The sequence below is a fragment of the Rhizobium leguminosarum bv. trifolii WSM2297 genome (assembly GCF_000271845.1).
On the sequence record NZ_JH719395.1, the window covers coordinates 1,956,184 to 1,975,284 of the forward strand.

General features: G+C 60.7%; 19 protein-coding genes. 8 read left to right on the forward strand and 11 right to left on the reverse strand.

All coding sequences use genetic code 11. The annotated features are described in order from the left end of the window. Window positions 1-151 precede the first annotated feature (151 nt). From RLEG4DRAFT_RS24865 to RLEG4DRAFT_RS24875, 3 genes are all read right to left on the reverse strand, one after another. Window positions 152-1,516 (reverse strand): glutamine synthetase family protein, encoded by a 1,365-nt coding sequence (locus RLEG4DRAFT_RS24865; protein ID WP_003580924.1) that lies wholly within the window; start codon window positions 1,514-1,516, stop codon window positions 152-154. A gap of 145 nt (window positions 1,517-1,661) precedes the next feature. Further along, a complete protein-coding gene (locus tag RLEG4DRAFT_RS24870; RefSeq protein WP_003580925.1) occupies window positions 1,662-3,218 on the reverse strand; it encodes an amino acid permease in 1,557 nt (518 codons plus the stop codon). Window positions 3,219-3,337: 119 nt separating this feature from the next. Next, window positions 3,338-4,108 carry an N-formylglutamate amidohydrolase gene (locus tag RLEG4DRAFT_RS24875; RefSeq protein WP_003580926.1) on the reverse strand — a complete coding sequence of 257 codons (771 nt, stop codon included), beginning with the start codon at window positions 4,106-4,108 and terminating at the stop codon, window positions 3,338-3,340. A 177-nt stretch (window positions 4,109-4,285) separates the two neighbouring features. Here RLEG4DRAFT_RS24875 and RLEG4DRAFT_RS24880 point away from each other — a divergent pair, with 177 nt between their 5' ends. The 5 genes from RLEG4DRAFT_RS24880 (at window position 4,286) to RLEG4DRAFT_RS24900 (ending at window position 9,278) form a co-directional block, all read left to right on the forward strand. Continuing rightward, a complete protein-coding gene (locus RLEG4DRAFT_RS24880) occupies window positions 4,286-5,158 on the forward strand; it encodes a MurR/RpiR family transcriptional regulator (protein ID WP_003580927.1) in 873 nt (290 codons plus the stop codon). A 191-nt stretch (window positions 5,159-5,349) separates the two neighbouring features. Further along, window positions 5,350-6,453: an ABC transporter substrate-binding protein gene (locus tag RLEG4DRAFT_RS24885; RefSeq protein WP_003580929.1), complete on the forward strand. Its 1,104-nt coding sequence runs from the start codon at window positions 5,350-5,352 to the stop codon at window positions 6,451-6,453. A 72-nt stretch (window positions 6,454-6,525) separates the two neighbouring features. After that, complete coding sequence (locus RLEG4DRAFT_RS24890) at window positions 6,526-7,419, forward strand: ABC transporter permease (protein ID WP_003580931.1); 894 nt, start codon at window positions 6,526-6,528, stop codon at window positions 7,417-7,419. Continuing rightward, window positions 7,416-8,204, forward strand: coding sequence for an ABC transporter permease (locus tag RLEG4DRAFT_RS24895; protein WP_003580933.1), 789 nt, complete (start codon window positions 7,416-7,418; stop codon window positions 8,202-8,204). The genes RLEG4DRAFT_RS24890 and RLEG4DRAFT_RS24895 overlap by 4 nt, the downstream gene beginning before the upstream one ends. A gap of 12 nt (window positions 8,205-8,216) precedes the next feature. After that, the gene (locus RLEG4DRAFT_RS24900; RefSeq protein WP_003580935.1) at window positions 8,217-9,278 is read left to right on the forward strand and encodes an ABC transporter ATP-binding protein; all 1,062 of its coding nucleotides are present in this window, start codon (window positions 8,217-8,219) and stop codon (window positions 9,276-9,278) included. A 123-nt stretch (window positions 9,279-9,401) separates the two neighbouring features. On the opposite strand, the gene RLEG4DRAFT_RS24905 is transcribed toward RLEG4DRAFT_RS24900, so the two are convergent. The 6 genes from RLEG4DRAFT_RS24905 to RLEG4DRAFT_RS24930 form a co-directional block, all read right to left on the reverse strand. Continuing rightward, the gene (locus RLEG4DRAFT_RS24905; RefSeq protein WP_003580937.1) at window positions 9,402-10,430 is read right to left on the reverse strand and encodes a trans-3-hydroxy-L-proline dehydratase; all 1,029 of its coding nucleotides are present in this window, start codon (window positions 10,428-10,430) and stop codon (window positions 9,402-9,404) included. Window positions 10,431-10,904: 474 nt separating this feature from the next. Further along, on the reverse strand, window positions 10,905-11,909 hold the full coding sequence (locus tag RLEG4DRAFT_RS24910) for an ABC transporter ATP-binding protein (protein ID WP_003565144.1): 1,005 nt from the start codon (window positions 11,907-11,909) through the stop codon (window positions 10,905-10,907). Between the two features lie 10 nt (window positions 11,910-11,919). Further along, window positions 11,920-12,981, reverse strand: a complete 1,062-nt coding sequence (locus tag RLEG4DRAFT_RS24915; protein WP_003580940.1) for a Gfo/Idh/MocA family protein — start codon at window positions 12,979-12,981, stop codon at window positions 11,920-11,922. Further along, the gene (locus tag RLEG4DRAFT_RS24920; protein ID WP_003580942.1) at window positions 12,978-13,817 is read right to left on the reverse strand and encodes a carbohydrate ABC transporter permease; all 840 of its coding nucleotides are present in this window, start codon (window positions 13,815-13,817) and stop codon (window positions 12,978-12,980) included. Before RLEG4DRAFT_RS24920 ends, RLEG4DRAFT_RS24915 begins: the two co-directional genes overlap by 4 nt. A gap of 9 nt (window positions 13,818-13,826) precedes the next feature. After that, the gene (locus RLEG4DRAFT_RS24925) at window positions 13,827-14,774 is read right to left on the reverse strand and encodes a carbohydrate ABC transporter permease (RefSeq protein WP_003580944.1); all 948 of its coding nucleotides are present in this window, start codon (window positions 14,772-14,774) and stop codon (window positions 13,827-13,829) included. 206 nt (window positions 14,775-14,980) lie between these two features. After that, complete coding sequence (locus tag RLEG4DRAFT_RS24930) at window positions 14,981-16,240, reverse strand: ABC transporter substrate-binding protein (RefSeq protein WP_003580945.1); 1,260 nt, start codon at window positions 16,238-16,240, stop codon at window positions 14,981-14,983. 213 nt (window positions 16,241-16,453) lie between these two features. Between RLEG4DRAFT_RS24930 and RLEG4DRAFT_RS24935 the strand changes: the two genes are divergently transcribed. The 3 genes from RLEG4DRAFT_RS24935 (at window position 16,454) to RLEG4DRAFT_RS24945 (ending at window position 18,418) form a co-directional block, all read left to right on the forward strand. Then, entirely contained in the window at window positions 16,454-16,648 is a 195-nt protein-coding gene (locus RLEG4DRAFT_RS24935) for a hypothetical protein (protein ID WP_037094116.1), read from the forward strand. Window positions 16,649-16,772: 124 nt separating this feature from the next. Continuing rightward, complete coding sequence (locus tag RLEG4DRAFT_RS24940) at window positions 16,773-17,657, forward strand: N-acetylglucosamine kinase (protein ID WP_003580947.1); 885 nt, start codon at window positions 16,773-16,775, stop codon at window positions 17,655-17,657. After that, the gene (locus RLEG4DRAFT_RS24945; RefSeq protein WP_003580948.1) at window positions 17,654-18,418 is read left to right on the forward strand and encodes a GntR family transcriptional regulator; all 765 of its coding nucleotides are present in this window, start codon (window positions 17,654-17,656) and stop codon (window positions 18,416-18,418) included. The genes RLEG4DRAFT_RS24940 and RLEG4DRAFT_RS24945 overlap by 4 nt, the downstream gene beginning before the upstream one ends. Before the next feature lie 3 nt (window positions 18,419-18,421). On the opposite strand, the gene RLEG4DRAFT_RS24950 is transcribed toward RLEG4DRAFT_RS24945, so the two are convergent. Continuing rightward, the gene (locus RLEG4DRAFT_RS24950; protein ID WP_003580950.1) at window positions 18,422-18,823 is read right to left on the reverse strand and encodes a type II toxin-antitoxin system VapC family toxin; all 402 of its coding nucleotides are present in this window, start codon (window positions 18,821-18,823) and stop codon (window positions 18,422-18,424) included. Then, on the reverse strand, window positions 18,820-19,053 hold the full coding sequence (locus RLEG4DRAFT_RS24955) for a type II toxin-antitoxin system Phd/YefM family antitoxin (RefSeq protein ID WP_003580952.1): 234 nt from the start codon (window positions 19,051-19,053) through the stop codon (window positions 18,820-18,822). Before RLEG4DRAFT_RS24955 ends, RLEG4DRAFT_RS24950 begins: the two co-directional genes overlap by 4 nt. Window positions 19,054-19,101: the final 48 nt, after the last annotated feature.

Consider the following 19,101-nt stretch of genomic DNA (forward strand, 5'->3'; position numbering starts at 1 on the left):
CTCATCCGCCTGCCGGCACCTTCTCCCCGCTCGCGGGGCGAAGGGGTTATGCCGCACCGTTTTCTGAACTATCAAGCGATCCGTGTGGCACGTCCCCTCTCCCCGCGTGCGGGGAGAGGGTTAGGGTGAGGGGCAAGCCCACAAATGCCTATTAGGCTCTTTCGAAACCCCGCGCCACTTCCCAATCGGTGATGCGGCGGTCGTATTCTTCCTGCTCCCATTCGGCAGCACGGGTGTAATGGTCAATCACATCGTCGCCGAAAGCTTTGCGCAGCATCGCCGATTCCGTCATTTCGGTCGTGGCTGCGCGTAGCGTACGCGGGATTTCGCGAACGCCCTTGCCGCCATAGGCGTCGCCGACGAAGGGAGCTTCGAGCTCCAGCTTGTTCTCGATCCCGTCGATGCCGGCGGCAAGCAGCGCGGCGAAAGCGAGATAGGGATTGAGGTCGGAGCCGCCGACGCGGCACTCGATGCGGATGCCCTTGGTTTCCTCGCCGCAAAGGCGGTAGCCGGCAGTGCGGTTGTCCTTGCTCCAGATCGCTTTGGTCGGCGCGAAAGTGCCGGCCATGAAGCGCTTGTAGGAATTGATGTAGGGCGCCAGGAAATAGGTGATCTCGCTCGCATGGGCGAGAAGCCCAGCAATATAATTATGCATCAGCGGCGACATGCCGTATTTGCCGGTATGGTCGAAGAACAGCGGCTTTTCCTCCAGGCTCCAGAGCGACTGGTGGATATGCGAGGAACTGCCGGCAGCATTGTAATTCCACTTGGCAAGGAAGGTGATGGCCTTGCCCTTCGACCAGGCGATCTCCTTGCAGCCATTCTTGATGATCGCGTGCCGATCGGCCATGGCGAGCGCATCGGCGTAACGCACGTTGATCTCCTCCTGGCCGGCGGAAGCCTCGCCCTTGGAGTTTTCGACCGGAATGCCGGCGCCTTGCAGCCCGGTGCGGATTGCCCGCATCACCTCTTCTTCCTTGGTGGTCTGGAAGATGTGGTAGTCCTCGTTATAAGCGCTGGCGAGCTTGAGGTTGCGGTAGCCCGAGGCATGCGCCGCCTCGTAAGTCTGGTCGAACAGGAAGAATTCGAGCTCGGAGGCCATGTAGGCCTTCATGCCCATGTCTTCGAGGCGCTTCACCTGCTTCTTCAGGATCGCGCGCGGCGAATGGGCGACCTCCTCATGGGTGTGATGGTCGAGCAGGTCGCAGAGCACGAGCGCCGTGCCGTCGAGCCAGGGGATGCGGCGCAGCGTCGAAAGATCCGGCTTCATCGTATAATCGCCGTAACCCTTTTCCCAGCTCGTCGCCTTGTAGCCGGAGACCGTCTCCATCTCCATGTCGGTGGCGATCAGGTAGTTGCAGCTGTGCGTTTCCTTCCAGGCGCTCTCGACGAAATATTCCGCCTGAAAGCGCTTGCCCATCAGCCGGCCCTGCATGTCCACCTGGCAGGCCAGAACCGTATCGATGCGCCCTTCGGCAACATCCTTCCTGAGATCGTCGATTGTGTAGCTGCTCATGATTGATCCGCCTGACATTGGAATTGAGAAGATCGGGGCAACGAAATCGCATGCGTTCGGCCGGATGTGGGCCCGATGCCTTTTCGTTGAACCGGTGATGGGGCCGCAGGAGCGGCCCCGCCATTTGAGAGGGAAGCCTCGATGCTTAGTGTTCGCCGCTTTCACCGACGGCAGCTTCTGCCGCAGCGATTTCGGCCTGGCGTTTTGCCACTTCGGCGCCGATCGGCGGCCCCTTGAAGCGCCGGCTTTCGAAGCCGAACCAGACGATCGCGGTGACGAGGAGGAAGCCGACGGTGATGTAGAGCGCCCATTCGTTCGGCGGCTGGATGCCGAGAACGAAGATCAGGATCATCGCGATGATCGACAGCACCGCAAAAAGCTTGAAGAGGCCTTCGCCGAGATTCCACGGCCCCATCTTGTCCCACTTCGCCGTACCCCAGGCGAAGAGACCGAGCGTGATCGGGATCGCGAAGGAGAAGAACAGGAAGATGACGGTGCACGAGACGACGATCGTATAAACGGGCGTGTCGCCGATCGTCACGAGCGAGGAGCCCCAGACGAACAGGACCGACAGGATCGAGCCGGTCCAGATCGCAGCCACCGGCGTGCGATACTGTGGGCTGACCTTCGACAGCGCTTTCGATGCCGGCAGGCCGCCGTCACGCGAGAAAGCGAAGATCATCCGGGAGACCGAGGTGACGGTTGCAAGGCCGCACAGCCACTGACTGACCAGGATGGCCAGATAGAGGATGTCCTTGACGATCGGGTTGACCTGGGTGTCCATCGCCCAGAAGAACACGTTCCAGCCCTGCTTGGCCGCATCGTCCATATTCGGCAGCATCAGCACGAACGCGCACAGCATGATATAGCCGAAAAGCGCCGACCACAGCACCGAGGCGACCATGCCGCGCGGCACCGATTCGGCGGCCTTGACCGTCTCTTCCGACGTATGCGCCGAGGCGTCATAGCCGGTGATGGTGTAGATCGGCAGCAGCAGACCAAGAAGGAAGACCCAGCTGCCCGAGGTGGACGGCCAGACGTTGCCGCCGACTTCACCGGAATAGTTGGCGAAGGTGAAGAGACGGCTGATCTCGTAGGAAGGCGCCGCGATCAGGCAGACCACTGCCAGCGCGATCGAGCTCGCAAAGATCAGATAACCCGAAAAGTCGGTCAGCTTGGCAGTCAAACCGATGCCCATGTGGTTCACCAGCGCCTGCGCGCCGGTGATGACCACCAGGAAGATGATCCGCACCGTCGTCGTATCCGTCAGCCCGAGATAGGTGGTGCCGAAGGAGCCCATGAAGAAATAATAGGTGCCGACATTGATGGCGCCGAGCACGGTCACGAGACCGAGCAAGTTGAACCAGGCGGTCAGCCAGCCGGTGAAGCGGTTGCCGAGAATCGAACCCCAGTGATAGAGCCCGCCGGCCGTAGGATAGGCCGAGCTGATTTGCGCCATGGCGATGGCGAAGACCAGCGAGATGAAGCATCCCACAGGCCAGCCGATGCCGATGGCGGCTCCGCCGGCGCCGGAAGTCGCCTGCGCCAGCGAATTGATGCCGCCGGAGAGAATGCAGATGATGGAAAATGAGACCGCGAAGTTCGAGAACGAACTCATGCGTCGTTCGAGTTCCTGGGCATAGCCCATGGAATGCAGGATGTGCACATCCTGCTTCTTGTCCAGATCGGTATAGTCCGACATGACTTCCCCCTGTTCACGACCGGCCGCGGGATTGCGGGCCGGTTCAGTGCCAAATTGCCCGCGGCATTTGCGCCATGCGGACGTTCGCAGTTAGACTGCTCCCTCGGGTCTTCTTTTTATTAGGCGTCCAGGCTTTGCTGGAGCAGCCCATTTAGATAGTCGGCCATGACCCCTTGGCCGACATCGTCTGCGACGAGGTCGTTGCGGACCTCGATCATCACATTGCGCAAGCCGTTCGAAAGCCCGTGCAGGATAAGCGTGTGGGTCACGCCGTCCTCGGGCCCGTAAGGCTGGTTGCGTTCCGTCCTGTAAAGCGGCGCCTCGGCCGCAGCCTCCAGCATGCGGTCGGCAAGCCGGCGGTCCTCATCGTGCAATATGCCGAGTTCGACAGCGCGTTCGCGGCCGTGATAAACCGGCGTGAAGCTGTGGATCGTCACGATGATGCTGTCTTGCCCCCTCGCCCGGCGATCGCGGATCAGCCCGCGGATGGCGTCGTGGAAAGGAACGTATAGCGCATCGGTACGCGCAAGCCGTTCTTCGGCGGTCAGATCCTTGTTGCCGGGAATGGCATAGATCTCGCTTGCTTCAGGCATGGCGCCGGGTGAACTCGGCGGCCGATTGCAGTCGTAGATCAGCCGAGAGAACCGCTGATAGACGAGCGTCGCATCGAGCCCTTCCGATATGCCGCCGGCGACCGAAAGAGCCCCCGGGTCCCAGGCAATGTGGCTCGATAGGGCTTCGCTGGGCAGGCCAAGATCGCCGAAATGCTCGGGAAGCGCATTCGAAGCGTGCTCGCAGACGAGCAGCACCGGGCTCCGGCCGCCGACGCGCTCGATCCCGACGCAATCGCCGTCCGCTTCGCTGAGGATTTTCGGCCCGGCCAGCACCAATGGCGCCACTCCTATCCCTTAATAAAATCTTTCCAAGAAAAGAATTCTTCAGGATTTGCGCCCTGTCAAGCGTCGGCTGAAAAATTCTTTTCATGACAGTAGTTGACATGGATTATGACAGCGTTGTTAACTTTGAGTGGGAAAGTGGCGCTAGACCATCCCGGGGAGCATAGTTAGGTGACAGTTGCGTCGAAGACGGTTTCGGACGTCATACACTCGCATTTCGGGGTGCTGACGCGCGCCGAGAAGCAACTGGCCGAAAGCCTTCTCGACAATTATCCGGTATCCGGTCTCGGCAGCATCACCACCATCGCGGAGAATGCCGGCGTTTCGACGCCGACCGTCGTGCGCATGGTGCAGAAGCTCGGTTTTAAGGGTTATCCTGACTTTCAGGCGCATCTGCATCTGGAAGTCGAAGCAACGATCTCCAACCCGATCGCCAAGCATGATCGTTGGGCCCAGAACGCGCCTGGCACTCATATCCTCAACCGTTTCGCCGATGCCATCATGGGCAATCTGCGCCAGACGCTAACCGATCTGGACACCGCCACCTTCGACAGCGTCGCCGCACTGCTGTCGGACCGCAAGCGCGGCCTCTATTTCGTCGGCGGCCGCATCACCGGCGCGCTTGCCGAGTATTTCTTCACCCACATGCAGGTGATTCGGCCGGCGACGACGCTGCTGTCGTCGAACTCCAGCAGCTGGCCGCAATATGCCCTCAACATGAATGCCGGCGACATCCTGATCATCTTCGACATCCGCCGCTATGAGCAGGAGATGGTGAGCCTTGCCACCGCCGCCCGCAAGCGCGGCGCCGAAATCGTCGTTTTCACCGATCAATGGGGCTCGCCCGCAGCCAAACTGGCCCGGCATGCCTTCCGCGTTCGGATCGAGGCGCCGTCGGCTTGGGATTCCTCCGTCGTCACCCTCTTCATCGTCGAAGCCTTGATCGAAGCTGTTCAGAATTCGACATGGGACGAGACGAAGGAGCGCATGAAGACGCTTGAGGGCCTGTTCGAACAGACCAAGCTTTTTCGTAAACCGGGCTAGGAGGACAAGACTAAAACAGAAGAAAAACGGGGATGGATTTTCGCGAAAACAGGCAGCGCCGTCGCAAATAAAACACGTGTCGCAAACGCCTGCTATTCATAGCAAAGTTAAGGTCATCCACCCGTCACACAAGCTTCATGTAAGCTGATTAACAGCATCGCCAGACACTGAAAACCCGAAGGAGAACAACAGTGATCTCTAACATTTCTCGACTTCTGTCGCTCTCTACTGCGATGATCGTGGCTTCGACCGCGATTGCCGCCGCCGAGCCGAGCGCTGAACTGATCGCCGCCGCCAAGAAGGAAGGCACGCTGACGACAATCGCTCTTCCGCACGACTGGTGCGGCTATGGCGATGTCATTGCCGGCTTCAAAGCCAAGTATGGCCTCGAGGTCAACGAACTGAACCCGGATGCCGGTTCGGGCGACGAAGTCGAAGCCATCAAGGCCAACAAGGGCAACACCGGCCCGCAGGCTCCCGATGTCATCGACGTCGGCCTCTCCTTCGGCCCGTCCGCCAAGAAAGACGGCCTGATCCAGCCTTACAAGGTCTCCACCTGGGATTCCATTCCGGATAGCGCCAAGGATGCCGAAGGCTACTGGTATGGCGACTATTACGGCGTTCTCTCGTTCCTCGTGAACAAGGACCTCGTCAAGGAATCGCCGGCCGACTGGGCCGACCTGAAGAAGAGCGACTATGCAAACACCGTCGCCCTCGCAGGTGACCCGCGCACCGCCAACCAGGCTGTCCAGGGCGTCTATGCCGCTGGTCTTTCCGCATCCGGCGGTGACGCAGCCAAGGCTGGCGAAGAAGGTCTGAAGTTCTTCGCCGAACTCAACAAGGCCGGCAACTTCGTACCGGTTGTCGGCAAGGCGGCTCCGTTCGCACAGGGCTCCACGCCGATCATCGTCGCCTGGGACTACAACGCCCTCTCCTGGGGCCAGAGCCTCAAGGGCAATCCTCCGTTCGAGGTCGTCGTTCCGAAGACCGGCGTCGTTGCCGGTGTTTACGTCCAGGCCATTTCGGCCTTCGCTCCGCACCCGAACGCTGCCAAGCTCTGGATGGAATACCTCTATTCCGACGAAGGTCAGCTCGGCTGGCTGAAGGGCTATTGCCACCCGATCCGCTTCAACGATCTTGCCAAGAACAACAAGATCCCGAAGGACCTGCTCGACAAGCTGCCGCCGGCAGCAGCCTATGAAAAGGCTGTCTTCCCGACGCTCGAAGAACAGGCCGCCGGCAAGGAAGCCATTACTAAGAACTGGGATTCCGTCGTCGGCGCCACCGTCAAGTAACCCCTGATCCCGCCTCCCCGCCTCAGGGCGGGGAGGTTTTTCTTACTCCGACGCCTCAGGATGAGCTTTTCCATGAGTACCGTTTCAACGCCGATGGTGAGCAGCGCCCCCTTGATCAACAAAGACCGCGTGATCGACTGGCTAGGCATTGCACCCTTCATTATATTTTCCCTGCTGTTCCTGATCATCCCCACGCTTTATCTTGTGGCCGGCGCGTTCCTGACGCCCGAAGGCGACCTCACGCTGAAGAATATCGGCGATCTCTTCACCCCATCGATCATGAGCGCCTACTGGATCAGTATCCGCGTCTCTGTCGCGTCTGCTCTCGGCGGCGCGCTGATCGGCTTCTTCCTCGCCTGGGCCGTCGTGCTCGGCGGCCTGCCCGCCTCCGTGCGCTCGACGCTGCTGACCTTCTCCGGCGTCGCCTCGAATTTCGCCGGCGTGCCGCTCGCCTTCGCCTTTCTCGCGACGCTAGGCCGCACCGGCCTTGTGACGGTCTTCCTGCGTGAATGGTTTGACTTCAATCTCTACAGCACCGGTTTCAACCTGCTGTCCTTCTTCGGCCTCACCATCACCTATATGTATTTCCAGATCCCGCTGATGGTGCTGATCCTGACCCCGGCGCTGGACGGCATGAAGAAGGAATGGCGCGAAGCCTCTGAGATCCTCGGCGCCACCAACCGCCAGTACTGGACGATGGTGGCGCTGCCGATCCTCTGGCCGAGCCTGCTTGGCACGACGCTGCTGCTTTTCGCCAACGCCTTCGGCGCAATCGCCACTGCCTTCGCGCTGACCGGCAGTTCGCTCAACATCGTGCCGATCCTGCTCTATGCGCAGATCCGCGGCGACGTTCTGCACAATGCCAACCTCGGTTACGCCATCGCGCTCGGCATGATCGTCATAACCGGCGTCTCCAACGTCCTTTACCTCATGCTGCGCATGCGCGCCGAACGGTGGCAGAAATGAAAGCTCAACGTCTCGGAGCCTGGATTGCCGTTATTCTGGGGGCATCCTATTTCGTCATTCCGTTGATCGGCACAATCGAGTTTTCGCTGCGCATGCGCCGCGGCGAATACAGCCTGGATGCCTATGAATCGGTCTTCTCAGATGTTCAGTTTCGCGAGACCTTCGGCTATTCTATGATGATGGCGCTTTTGACCATCGTCTTCGGGATGCTGCTCGTCGTGCCGACGGCCTACTGGGTGCGGTTGCGCCTGCCGCAGATGCGCCCCGTCGTCGAATTCATCACACTGCTGCCGCTGGTCATTCCGGCAATCGTCATCGTCTTCGGTTACCTTAGGATGTACAATTCGTCATCCTACCTGCCGCTGACGGGTTCGACCACAGGCACCAACATCCTGCTGGTCTTCTCCTATATCACCCTGTCCCTGCCCTATATGTACCGCGCCGTCGATACCGCCATGCGCGCCATCGATGTCCGCACGTTGACGGAAGCGGCCGAAAGCCTCGGTGCTCGCTGGACGACCATCATGTTCAGGTGCATTTTCCCTAACGTCATGAGCGGCGTGCTGTCGGGCGCCTTCATCACGCTGGCGATCGTCATGGGCGAATTCACCTTCGCCGCCCTGCTCAACCGCCCGGCCTTCGGCCCCTACCTCCAGCTTGTCGGCGCCAACAAGGCCTACGAGCCTTCGGCGCTCGCCGTCATCGCCTTCTCGATCACCTGGCTCAGCATGGGCCTGCTCAATCTCGTTTCCCGCTTCGGCAAAGCCCGCCCGGCAAAGGCTTAAGGTAATCGGCTCATGTCTTTTCTTACACTGAACAACATTCAGAAATCCTTCGGCCCGGTACAGGTCGTCAAGAACTTCAACATGAATATCGAGAAGGGTGAATTCGTCTCCTTCCTCGGACCGTCGGGCTGCGGCAAGACGACCGTTCTGCGCATGATCGCCGGCTTCGAAACGCCGACCGGCGGCACGCTGACCATCAACGGCAAGGACCAGAGCGCGCTGAAGCCGAACCAGCGCAATATCGGCATGGTCTTCCAGGCCTACGCGCTGTTTCCGAACATGACGGTGCACGACAACGTCGCCTTCGGCCTCAAGGTCGCCGGCGCCCCGAAGCCGGAGATCGACGCCCGCGTCAAAGAAATGCTCGGCCTGATCAAGCTCGATCACCTGGCCGACCGCTTCCCCTACCAATTGTCGGGCGGCCAGCAGCAGCGTGTTGCGCTAGCCCGCGCGCTTGCCGTCAAGCCGCAGGTGCTGCTGCTCGACGAGCCGCTCTCCGCACTCGACGCCAAGATCCGCGTGTCGCTGCGCGAGGAAATCCGTCAGATCCAGCAGCAGCTCGGCATCACCACTGTGTTCGTCACCCATGACCAGGAAGAGGCGCTATCGATCTCCGATCGCATCGTCGTCATGAATGCCGGCAAGGCTGACCAGATCGGCTCGCCTTTCGAGATTTACAACACGCCGGCAACCCGCTTCGTCGCCTCCTTCGTCGGCACGCTGAACCTGATCGAGGCCAAGGTCATCGACCCCGATGCCAACCTCATCCAGATCGGCGATCAGAAAATCACGCTGAAACAGTCGGTTGCAGCTCACAAGACCGGTGAAACCATCTCGCTGGCGCTGCGCCCCGAAGCAGGCTCGCTCTCCGACACAGCCAAAAGCGATACGGCGCTGACCGGCCAGGTCGTCTCGGCTCACTTCCTGGGGTCTGTCATCCGCACCCGCATGAATGTCGGCGGCAACGTCATCTCCTTCGATATGTTCAACAGCCCGGGCGTAACCCCGCCGCAGGCCGGTGAGACTGTGACGCTGCGTTTCATGGCGGCCGATCTGCTGGTCATCCGCGACTGAGCTTCACCAACCACGACGCAAAGGGCGCCGCAAAAACGGCGCCTTTTCCGTTATTTAGATGAAACCGTATCGGTGAACACCGGTCAGCAGCTTGCGGCCATGTTCCGATGGCATTCCGGCTGCTTAAAGGTCCATCGGCCAGGTGTCGGAGAGGCGGTAGCCGGCCTGGAACGGATCGGCAGGATCGACCATGAGCTGCTTTGTGCCGATGACCCATGCGCGACCCGAGATAATCGGGATGATGCCGGGCTTGCCGTCGATGTCGACTTCGCTATCGATGCTGCAGTGAAATTCGGTGTCCAGCAGCGACGTGCCTACGAACCTTTCGCCTGCCTTCATCTGACCCTTGGCGTGGAGCACTGCCATGCGAGCCGAACATCCCGTGCCGCAAGGAGAACGGTCTATTTTGCCCGGACGGATGGCAACCGCATTCTTGCCCCAGAACACGCCATCCCTCATCTCGACCGGATCGGTGATCTGGCAGAAGGAGATGTGGCCCCAATCATTGCCCGGGTGCTTGAAGCCAAGCTGTTCATTGGCAGCTTCGGTGATCTTGACGCCCATGCGGGCGATATCGCGGGAATGGTCCGGGCGAAGGCTGAGCCCTACGGATGCCGCATCGACGATGACGAAGCTGTCCCCGCCGTAGGCGGTGTCGACCGTCACCGTGCCGATACCTTCGACCTCAATCCTGGCGTCGAGCTTATCGGCAAAGGACGGGACGTTACGGACGCGGATGCGTTCGGCCTTGCCGTTGCGGCACTCGGCCTCGACCTCTATCAGGCCGCCCGGCGGCTCGAGGACCATGCGCGTGATTGGCTCCTGCATCGGGATAATGCCGGTATCGAGCAGCACGGTCGACACGCACATGGAGTTTGAACCCGACATTGGAGGGGTGTCGGCCGGCTCCATGACGATCCAGCCCATCTGCGCCTTGGGATTCTTTGGCGGGACAAGCAGGTTGACATGGCGGAACACGCCGCCGCGGGGCTCGTTCAGTACGAAATTTCTAAGCGTCTCATCCTCGGCAATCCACCGCGATTGCTCCCACACCGTTGCACCGGGAGGCGGCGCGACGCCGCCAACGATGACGTCGCCGACTTCACCTTCCGCGTGGCAGCTGACGATATGCACGATCTTGGAAGTACGCATTTGGGGTTCCCCGCGCTTATTGTTCGAGACCGAAGCAATTCCAGCAAAGGCGTTGCAGCAGTTTTTGCAGCCGGAACCGCATGAAAATCTCCTGAAGGAAGCTTATGCTGCACTAATTAGAATAACGTATACGATCTACGATAAAAGAGTCAAGTGTGACTCTGCCGGGCAGAGCGATGGCAGCACGAACAGGCGAAGGCTTGCGACCGGACTCTCGCTTTTGCGACCCAAGGATCGACGATTTTCCGCGGGAGCCACCAGCGAAAGGAATGGACTCAGTGCCGTTTGCAAGCCGGGAGCGCTTATGCTGCGTCGGACACCTTCGCACGAAGGGCTTGCCTGTCTCTGCCTCAGGTGCCCGCAGCGACGCGCGCCGGACGAGTGCCGGGGTCAGGAGTGCTGACACCGGCCGATCATCGCCGCGCCGTACTATGAAGTGGCGCCCATACTTTCCGAAAAGATCCGGTTTTCGGCTTATGCCCGGATCGCCTGGTCGTCCACATCGAAACGGTGGACACGGGCCTGATCCGGCGTCGCATAGACGATCTCGTCGGGCTCGTACTGGTGTTCGCCGAACAGGCGCGCCGTCAGCAGGCCGCACTGGTCGGATTCCAGATAAATGATCGTGTCGGCGCCGAGATGCTCGACATGCACGACCTTCGCCGCCCAGGTCCCCTGCTCGCGCGACAGCGTCATGTGTTCGGGACGCACGCCGATCGTCTTGGCGCTGTGATCGCCGACCTTCTCGGCCGCGATGAAATTCATCTGCGGCGAGCCGATGAAGCCGGCGACGAAGACATTGGCCGGGCGATTGTAAAGTTCCATCGGCGAGCCGATCTGCTCGATCGCGCCGGCATTCAGCACCACGATCTTGTCGGCGAGCGTCATCGCCTCGACCTGGTCGTGGGTGACATAGATCATCGTCGCCTTCAGGCTGCGGTGCAGCCGGGCAATTTCGAGGCGGGTCTGGACGCGCAAAGCCGCATCGAGGTTCGACAGCGGCTCGTCGAACAGGAAGAGTTCCGGCTCGCGCACGATGGCGCGGCCGATCGCGACACGCTGGCGCTGGCCGCCTGATAGTTCGGCCGGCCGTCGGGCGAGATAGGGAGCAAGCGACAGCATGCCCGATGCCTTGCCGACACGCTTGTCGATCTCGTCCTTGGCGGTGCCGGCCTGCTTGAGGCCGAGCCCCATATTGTCCTTGACCGTCAGGTGCGGATAGAGCGCATAGGACTGGAACACCATGGCGATGCCGCGCTTGGCCGGCGGCGTCAGCGTCTCGTCGCGGCCGTTGATGACGACGGCGCCCGAGGTAACGTCCTCGAGGCCTGCAATGCTGCGCAGCAGCGTCGACTTTCCGCAGCCCGACGGCCCGACGAAGATGACGAATTCGCCATCCTCAACCTCGAGATCGATGCCCTTCAGCACCTCATGCGTGCCGTAGGTCTTGCGGATGGATTTGAGTTGAAGTGATCCCACTGATTTTTCCTTACAATCTGACCGGCTGGCCGGTACGCACGCTCTCGTCGGCGGCAAGGCAGATGCGCAGCGAAGCTACCGCATCCGCCATATGGCGATCGAGGTCGAGATCCTCGCGGATCGCCCTCAGCACGAAGGCCTGTTCCAGGTCGCAGAGCGCCTGATGACCGGGCTCGCCCGTCATCCTCATATCCTGGTCGGGCCGGATGAACTTGCCGTCCGGGCCAGTCTCGGCATTGTGCAGGCGAATGACGGATGTCTTGGTATGCGTGTCGATATCGTCGGATTTGGCGTTCGGATCCATGACGATCGACACCGCGCCCTTCGGCGACATCACATCCTTCACGAAGAAAGCGGTCTCCGAGATCATCGGCCCCCAGCCAGCTTCGTACCAGCCGACCGAACCGTCCTCGAAGAGCACCTGCAGCTGACCGTAATTATACATGTCTGCGGCGATCTCGTCGGACAGGCGCAGCCCCATGCCGCGCACCTCAACCGCCCTCGCATCGGTGATCTGGCACATGACGTCGACATAATGCACGCCGCAATCGACGATCGGCGAGGTCGTCTGCATCAGCGACTTGTGCGTCGCCCAGGTCGGGCCGCTGGACTGCTGGTTGAGGTTCATGCGGAAGACGTAAGGCGGTCCGAGCTTGCGCGCCTCCTCGATCAGCTTCGTCCAGGACGGGTGATGGCGAAGGATATAGCCGATCACCAGCTTGCGGCCTGCCTTCTTCGCTGCCGCGACGACGCGCTCAGCATCGGCGACGGTGGTCGCCAGCGGCTTTTCCACGAAGACATCACAGCCGGCCTCGAACGCGGCGACGGCATAATCGGCATGGCTGTCGGAATAGGTATTGATCGAACAGAGATCCGGCTTCAGCTCGGCAAGCGCCGTGGTGAAGTCGGGGTGGATCGTATAGGCCTGCAACTCGGGCTCCAGCTTCGGCACCGAGCGGTTGACGAGACCGACGATCTCGAAGCCTGGATTGTTGTGATAGGCAAGCGCATGGCTGCGGCCCATGTTGCCGAGGCCGGCAACGAGGACGCGGATCGGTTTTTCCTGGCTCACTTGACGGCTCCTGACGTGATGCCGCGGATCAGTTGCCGCGAGAAGATGACGTAGAGGACGAGGATCGGCAGGATCGCCAGCGACAGCGCTGCCAGCACCGCATTCCAGTTGGTGACGAACTGCCCGATGAAGATCTGCGAGCCGAGAGTCACCGTCTTGGTCGCCTCAGACGGCGCCAGGATCAGCGGGAACCAGAGATCGTTCCAGATCGGGATCATGGTGAAGACCGCGACCGTCGCCATGGCCGGGCGCACCAGCGGCAGCACAAGGCGGAAGAAGATCGCATATTCGGAAAGCCCGTCGATGCGTCCGGCATTCTTGAGATCGTCCGAAACCGTGCGCATGAATTCCGACAGAATGAAGATCGCCAGCGGTATGCCCTGCGCGGTATAGACGAGGATCAGCGCCGTCAGCGTATTGACGAGGCCCGCCGCCACCATGCCTTGCAGAATTGCCACCGTGCCGAGACGGATCGGGATCATGATGCCGATCGCCATATAAAGCCCGAGCAGCATGTTGCCGCGGAAGCGATATTCCGACAGCGCGAAGGCCGCCATGGCACCGAAGAGCAGAACCAACAGGATCGAAACAACAGTCACGACGAAGCTGTTCTGGAAATAGGTGGCGAAATCGCCCTGCCCCAGCACCGTCTGATAACCGGCGAGGCTGAAGGTCGACGGCGTCGGGATCATCAAGGGTTCGCGGAAGATCGATGCGCGATCCTTGAACGAGTTGACTATGGTCAGAAAGACCGGAAACAGCGCGACCAGCGTATAGGCGCTCAGCGCCAGATGCACGAGGCCGGTGCGGATGGGAGATGTGCGTGCCTTGGACATGCGCGCTCCTCAGAACTGGTAGCGACGCATGCGCCGCTGGATGACGAAGAGATAAAGCGAGACGCCGGCGAGGATGATGAGGAACATCACCGTGGCGATCGTTGCGCCCATCGAACGGTCGCCGAGCTGAAGCTGGAAACCGAAGAAGGTGCGGTAGAGCAGCGTGCCGAGAATGTCGGTCGACATGTCGGGCCCGGCAAGCGCTCCCTGCACGGTATAGATCAGGTCGAAGGCGTTGAAATTGCCGACGAAGGTCAGGATCGAGATGATGCCGATCGCCGGCAGGATGAGCGGCAGCTTGATCTTCCAGAACTGGGCCCAGCCGGTGATGCCGTCACATTCGGCCGCCTCGATCACCTCTTCAGGAATGCTGAGGAGCGCCGCATAGATCAGCATCATCGGAATGCCGATATATTGCCAGTTCGAGATCAGCGACACGGCGATCAGCGCAGGACCGGACTGGCCGAGCCAGGGCGCAAAAAGCCATTTCGCACCGACGAGGCTCATAAGCCAAGGCGCGACACCCCAGATCGGCGAAAGGATCAGTTTCCAGATGAAGCCGACGATGACGAAGGAGAGCAGCGTCGGCAGAAACATCGCCGTGCGATAAAAGGCGACGCCACGCAGCTTCGGCACCGAAAGCAGGGCGGCAAGCGCCACGCCGATCGGGTTCTGCACGCACATATGGATGGCAAAAAAGATCAGGTTGTTGACGAGCGCATTCCACAAATCATGGGCCCAGCGCGGATCGCCGAACAGCACCTTGAAATTCGCCAACCCGACGAAGGCCGGTTGCCCGTCGACGACATTGTAGAGCGAAAGCCTGAGCGTTTCGATGAGCGGCAGTACCATGACGGCGGAATAGACGATCACGGCGGGCAGCATGAAGACGAAGATGTGCCAGCGCACAGGGCGCTTGATCGGGACGATATCGACCGCGTTGTCGGTTTGGCTCATGGCTTTTGCCTGTTCTTGTCGACTGGCCGCAAAGCGCAGCGCAGATGGAAAACGTTGCGCTCACCCCGGCCTCTGCTCAGCGGCAAGAGGCAACATGCCCTGCATATGCTTCGGGGCTGGGAGGTCGCTGCGAGTCTCCTTCTCCCCGCAAGCGGGGAGAAGGTGGCCGGCAGGCCGGATGAGGGGCTACGCCGCCCCTCGCCACATCACTTGGCTGGCTTGTACCAGCTGTCGAGGCCCTTCTGGAGCTTCTCGGCAGCAACCTTCGGCGTATCGGTGCCGTTGATCACGTTGGCCGATTCGACCCAGGTTTCGTTTTCCAGGTTCGGTGTACCGCGCGACAGAATCTGGTAGGTCGAGCGCACGGTCGATTTGTACGGGCCGCGCCAGGAAACGAATTCCTGAGCAAGCGGATCGGACATCTTGACCGGGCTGGAATTCAGGCTGAAGAAGCCCGGCAGGGAGTTCGCATAGATGTCGGCGAACTCGGGCGAAGCCACCCAGCTGAGGAACTTCTTGGCTTCCTCGGCATGTGTGCTCTTGGCGTTCAGGGCGACGCCGATATCCGGATGGTCGGAGATGTAGCCCTGATCGCCGGACTTCGGAACCGGCGGCGGGAAGGCGCCCATCTTGAACTGCGCCTGCGTGTTGAAGAGCGCAATTTCCCAGGAACCGGCCGGGTAGATCGCGGCGCGGCCAAGGGTGAAGAGGTTCTGGCTGTCCGAATAAGTCTGGGCTTCGAAACCGTCGCCGAGATAGGGCTTCCACTTGGCAAGCTCTTCATAGGGCTTGACCCAGTCGGCATCGGTCAGCTTCTGCTTGCCCGAGATCAGAGCTTCGCGGCCTTCCTCACCCTTCCAATAGTTCGGGCCGATGTTCTGGTAGCCCATGGTCGCGGCTTCCCAGAGATCCTTCGTGCCCATGGCGAGCGGGATATAGGTGCCGTCGGCCTTGATCTTGTCGAGCGCTGCGTAGAACTCGTCCTGCGTCTTCGGCACGGAGATGCCGAGCTTGTCGAAGGCATCCTTATTGTAGATGAAGCCGTGGATGACCGAAGCCATCGGCACGCAGAAGGTCGATTTGCCGTCGTCGGTCGACCAGGCGGCCTTGGCGACCGGCGAGAAGTTCTCCATGCCAGGCAGGCTGGTGATGTCGACGAGCTGCTTCTTGTTGAAGAGTTCGAGCGAGGCATCGAACGGACGGCAGGTGATGATATCGCCTGCGGAACCGGCGTCGAGCTTGGCGTTCAGCGAAGCGTTGTATTCGGTCGGCGCGGTCGGCGAGAAGACGATCTTGATGCCCGGGTTCTTCGCTTCGAAGGCCGGGATGATCTTCTCCTGCCAGATCTGCAGGTCGTCGTTGCGCCAGCTTTCGACCGTCAGCGTGACGTCGGCGGCATGGACGAGACTTGCCGACGTCAGCAGGCTGGAGGCAAGCAGCAAGCTTTTCAGAGCAGTGTTTTTCATTTCCCTCTCCTGTGTTTTAAGCGCCGGACGGCGCTATTTTGATCTGAAACAAGCAGTTGGCGTGCATGAGGAAACACCCAACGCCCCTTGGAGGACCGCCAGCGACTGCCGGTCCCGAAAGCTCGACGGACACGAAGGCGGATCGCCTGCGGCCGGATTGCGCGCCCTGCTCATGACCAGCATCGGGCGCGGCAAAATGGATGGGAAAAGCCGATGGATGCTGAGCTTCGCCACCAGCCTGACGGCCGGCGGGTGGTTTTCTCGATCATCCTCGAAGCGGTTCCGGCTTGGCTTTTGCTGCCGGTTTTCGTGGGCTTCGATCTGCTGTTCCCTTGGACCGAATTAAGGCCAAAAAAATACCAATTGTCCAGCCGAATTTTAACTTTTCGGCCGCCAAAAATTCATTAAAAATTTTTATTGAATAAAATCAATGCGATATAAAGACAAATTTTCTTCGTCATTTCCACTTGGTAAATGGTATTTTTTTGGTATTGTAATAAAAAACATGGGGAACGGTGTATTCGGAGGCCCGATGACAGAGCTTGCAATCGGCATAGACGGCGGCGGAACGAGCTGCCGGGCCGCGGTCGCGGACAGAAACGGCAATATTATCGGCCGCGGCAAATCAGGCCCGGCCAACATCCTGTCCGACCTGGAAAACTCTCTTCTCAATATCGTCGAATCTGCCCGCCAGGCGCTGCGCGATGCCGGGCTTGCCGCTGAAACCATCTCCTCCGTTGCCTCGGTCGTCGGCGTCGCCGGCGCCAATGTCACGGATTACGGCCAGCGAATCGAAAAGGCCCTGCCCTTTGCCGAAGGCCGCGTCGTCACCGATGCACTGATTGCCCTGCAAGGCGCGCTCGGCGATGCCGACGGCATCGTCGGCGCCTTCGGCACCGGCTCGGTCTATAATGCCCGCAAGAACGGCCGGCTGAACGGCATCGGCGGCTGGGGCTTCATCGTCGGCGACCAGGCAAGCGGCGCCCGCCTCGGCCGCGACCTCATGGAGCGCTCACTGCTCGCCCATGACGGCGTGCGCCCGACTTCCCCGATCACCGAAGCGATCCTGGCCGAATACGGCAACGATCCCGAAAGCATCGTTGAATTCGCGCATTCGGCAAGACCGACGGATTTTGCCCGTTACGCGCCTATCGTCTTCGAACATGCGGCCAAGGGCGATGCCGTCGCCCTCGGTATCGTCACCGATGCGGCAACGGCGATCGGCGAAAGCCTTGAAGCGCTGCTCTGGCCCGAATGCCCGTCGATTTGTCTGCTCGGCGGCCTTGCGGGCGCCTATGAGCCGTGGCTTTCCGAACGCTTTAAATCACGACTGGCCAAGCCGAAGGGCGATGCCCTGCAGGGTGCAGTGGAACTTGCCGTCAAGCTGCTGAACGACGGACAGAGAGGTGCGGCATGAGCGACGACCTCGCCACCCTCCTGTCCCTCGAGCGCCTGCAGGCAGCCGGCACCGGCCCGCTCTATGTCAAGCTGCGCCGCACGCTCGAAGACGCCGTGCGCACCGGCACGCTCGGTCACGGCGATGCGCTGCCGCCGGAACGCGACATCGCCGAATTTGCCGCCGTCAGCCGCGTCACCGTGCGCAAGGCAATCGACGAACTCGTCGCCGACGGCTTGCTGGTGCGCCGCCACGGCTCTGGCACCTTCGTCGCCAAACCGGTCTCCAAGGTCGAGCAGCGCCTGTCGCAGCTGACCTCCTTCACCGAGGACATGGCCCGCCGCGGCATGTCCTCCCGCTCCGAATGGCTGCACAAGGGCGTCCATACCCCCTCGCCCGACGAAATGATGATCCTCGGCCTCGGCACCGACGTCAAGGTTTCGCGCCTCTCCCGCCTGCGCATTGCCGACGATCAGCCGCTGGCGATCGAGAATGCCAGCGTGTCCGGTGAATTCCTGCCCGATCCCTCCGCCGTCACCAATTCGCTCTATGCCGAACTCGAACGCCTCAACGTCCGTCCTGTGCGCGCCGTGCAGCGCATCTCGGCGACCAACATGAAGGAGGCCGACGCCCAGCTTCTCGGCGTCTCCGTCGGTGCGGCCGGCCTGTCGATCGAGCGCATCTCCTATCTCGCCTCCGGCCGCGCCGTGGAGTTCACCCGCTCGCTCTATCGCGGCGACGCCTATGATTTCGTCGCCGAGCTGACGATCGGGGTGACATAATCCCTACCAGAAGCGGGCGATCCAAAGCTGATTTCCGACGAGTTCGTCGAAGATCGAGTCGGCAGAGATGATCGGCATCCCATTCTGCATGGCCGTCGCAGCGAGAAGCCGGTCGAACGGATCGCGATGCGCCCAATCCATCTTCGCCGCAGCCAGGCAGACTTCTGGTGTCAATGCCGCTGCAATCGCACCCTGCTCCTGCAGCAACTCCGCCAGCCGGCCGACGAAAGGCTCCATCTCCGGCCATTTGCCGAGACGCACCTTCTGTCCAATTTCAAACAGGGATATCGGACTGACGAGAATGGTTTCAGCCTTTTCGATCAGGGCAATCGCCTTGGCCGAGAGCCGCTTGTCGTCGGTCAGCGACCACGCCCACGCATGGGTGTCGAGCAGAAGCGAATTCACTCGCTCCCTTCCCAGGTCGCAATTTCGCCCTCATTCATGGGCTCGAAAAAGTCCGGCCCATCACCAGTAATTTGCCCCTTCAGCAGGCCGATTTTGAAGGAAGACTGCGTAATCGGTACGATCTTCACCACTGGCTTGCGCCCCTTGGCGATCACCACTTCCTCGCCGGAAAGGGCGGCATCGATCAATTTCGACAGGTTGGTCTTTGCTGCATGGATCGTAACTTGCATCGCGGCCTCGTTAGCTAACTTGGCTAAGCATAGCATCTCGCCGTCAAT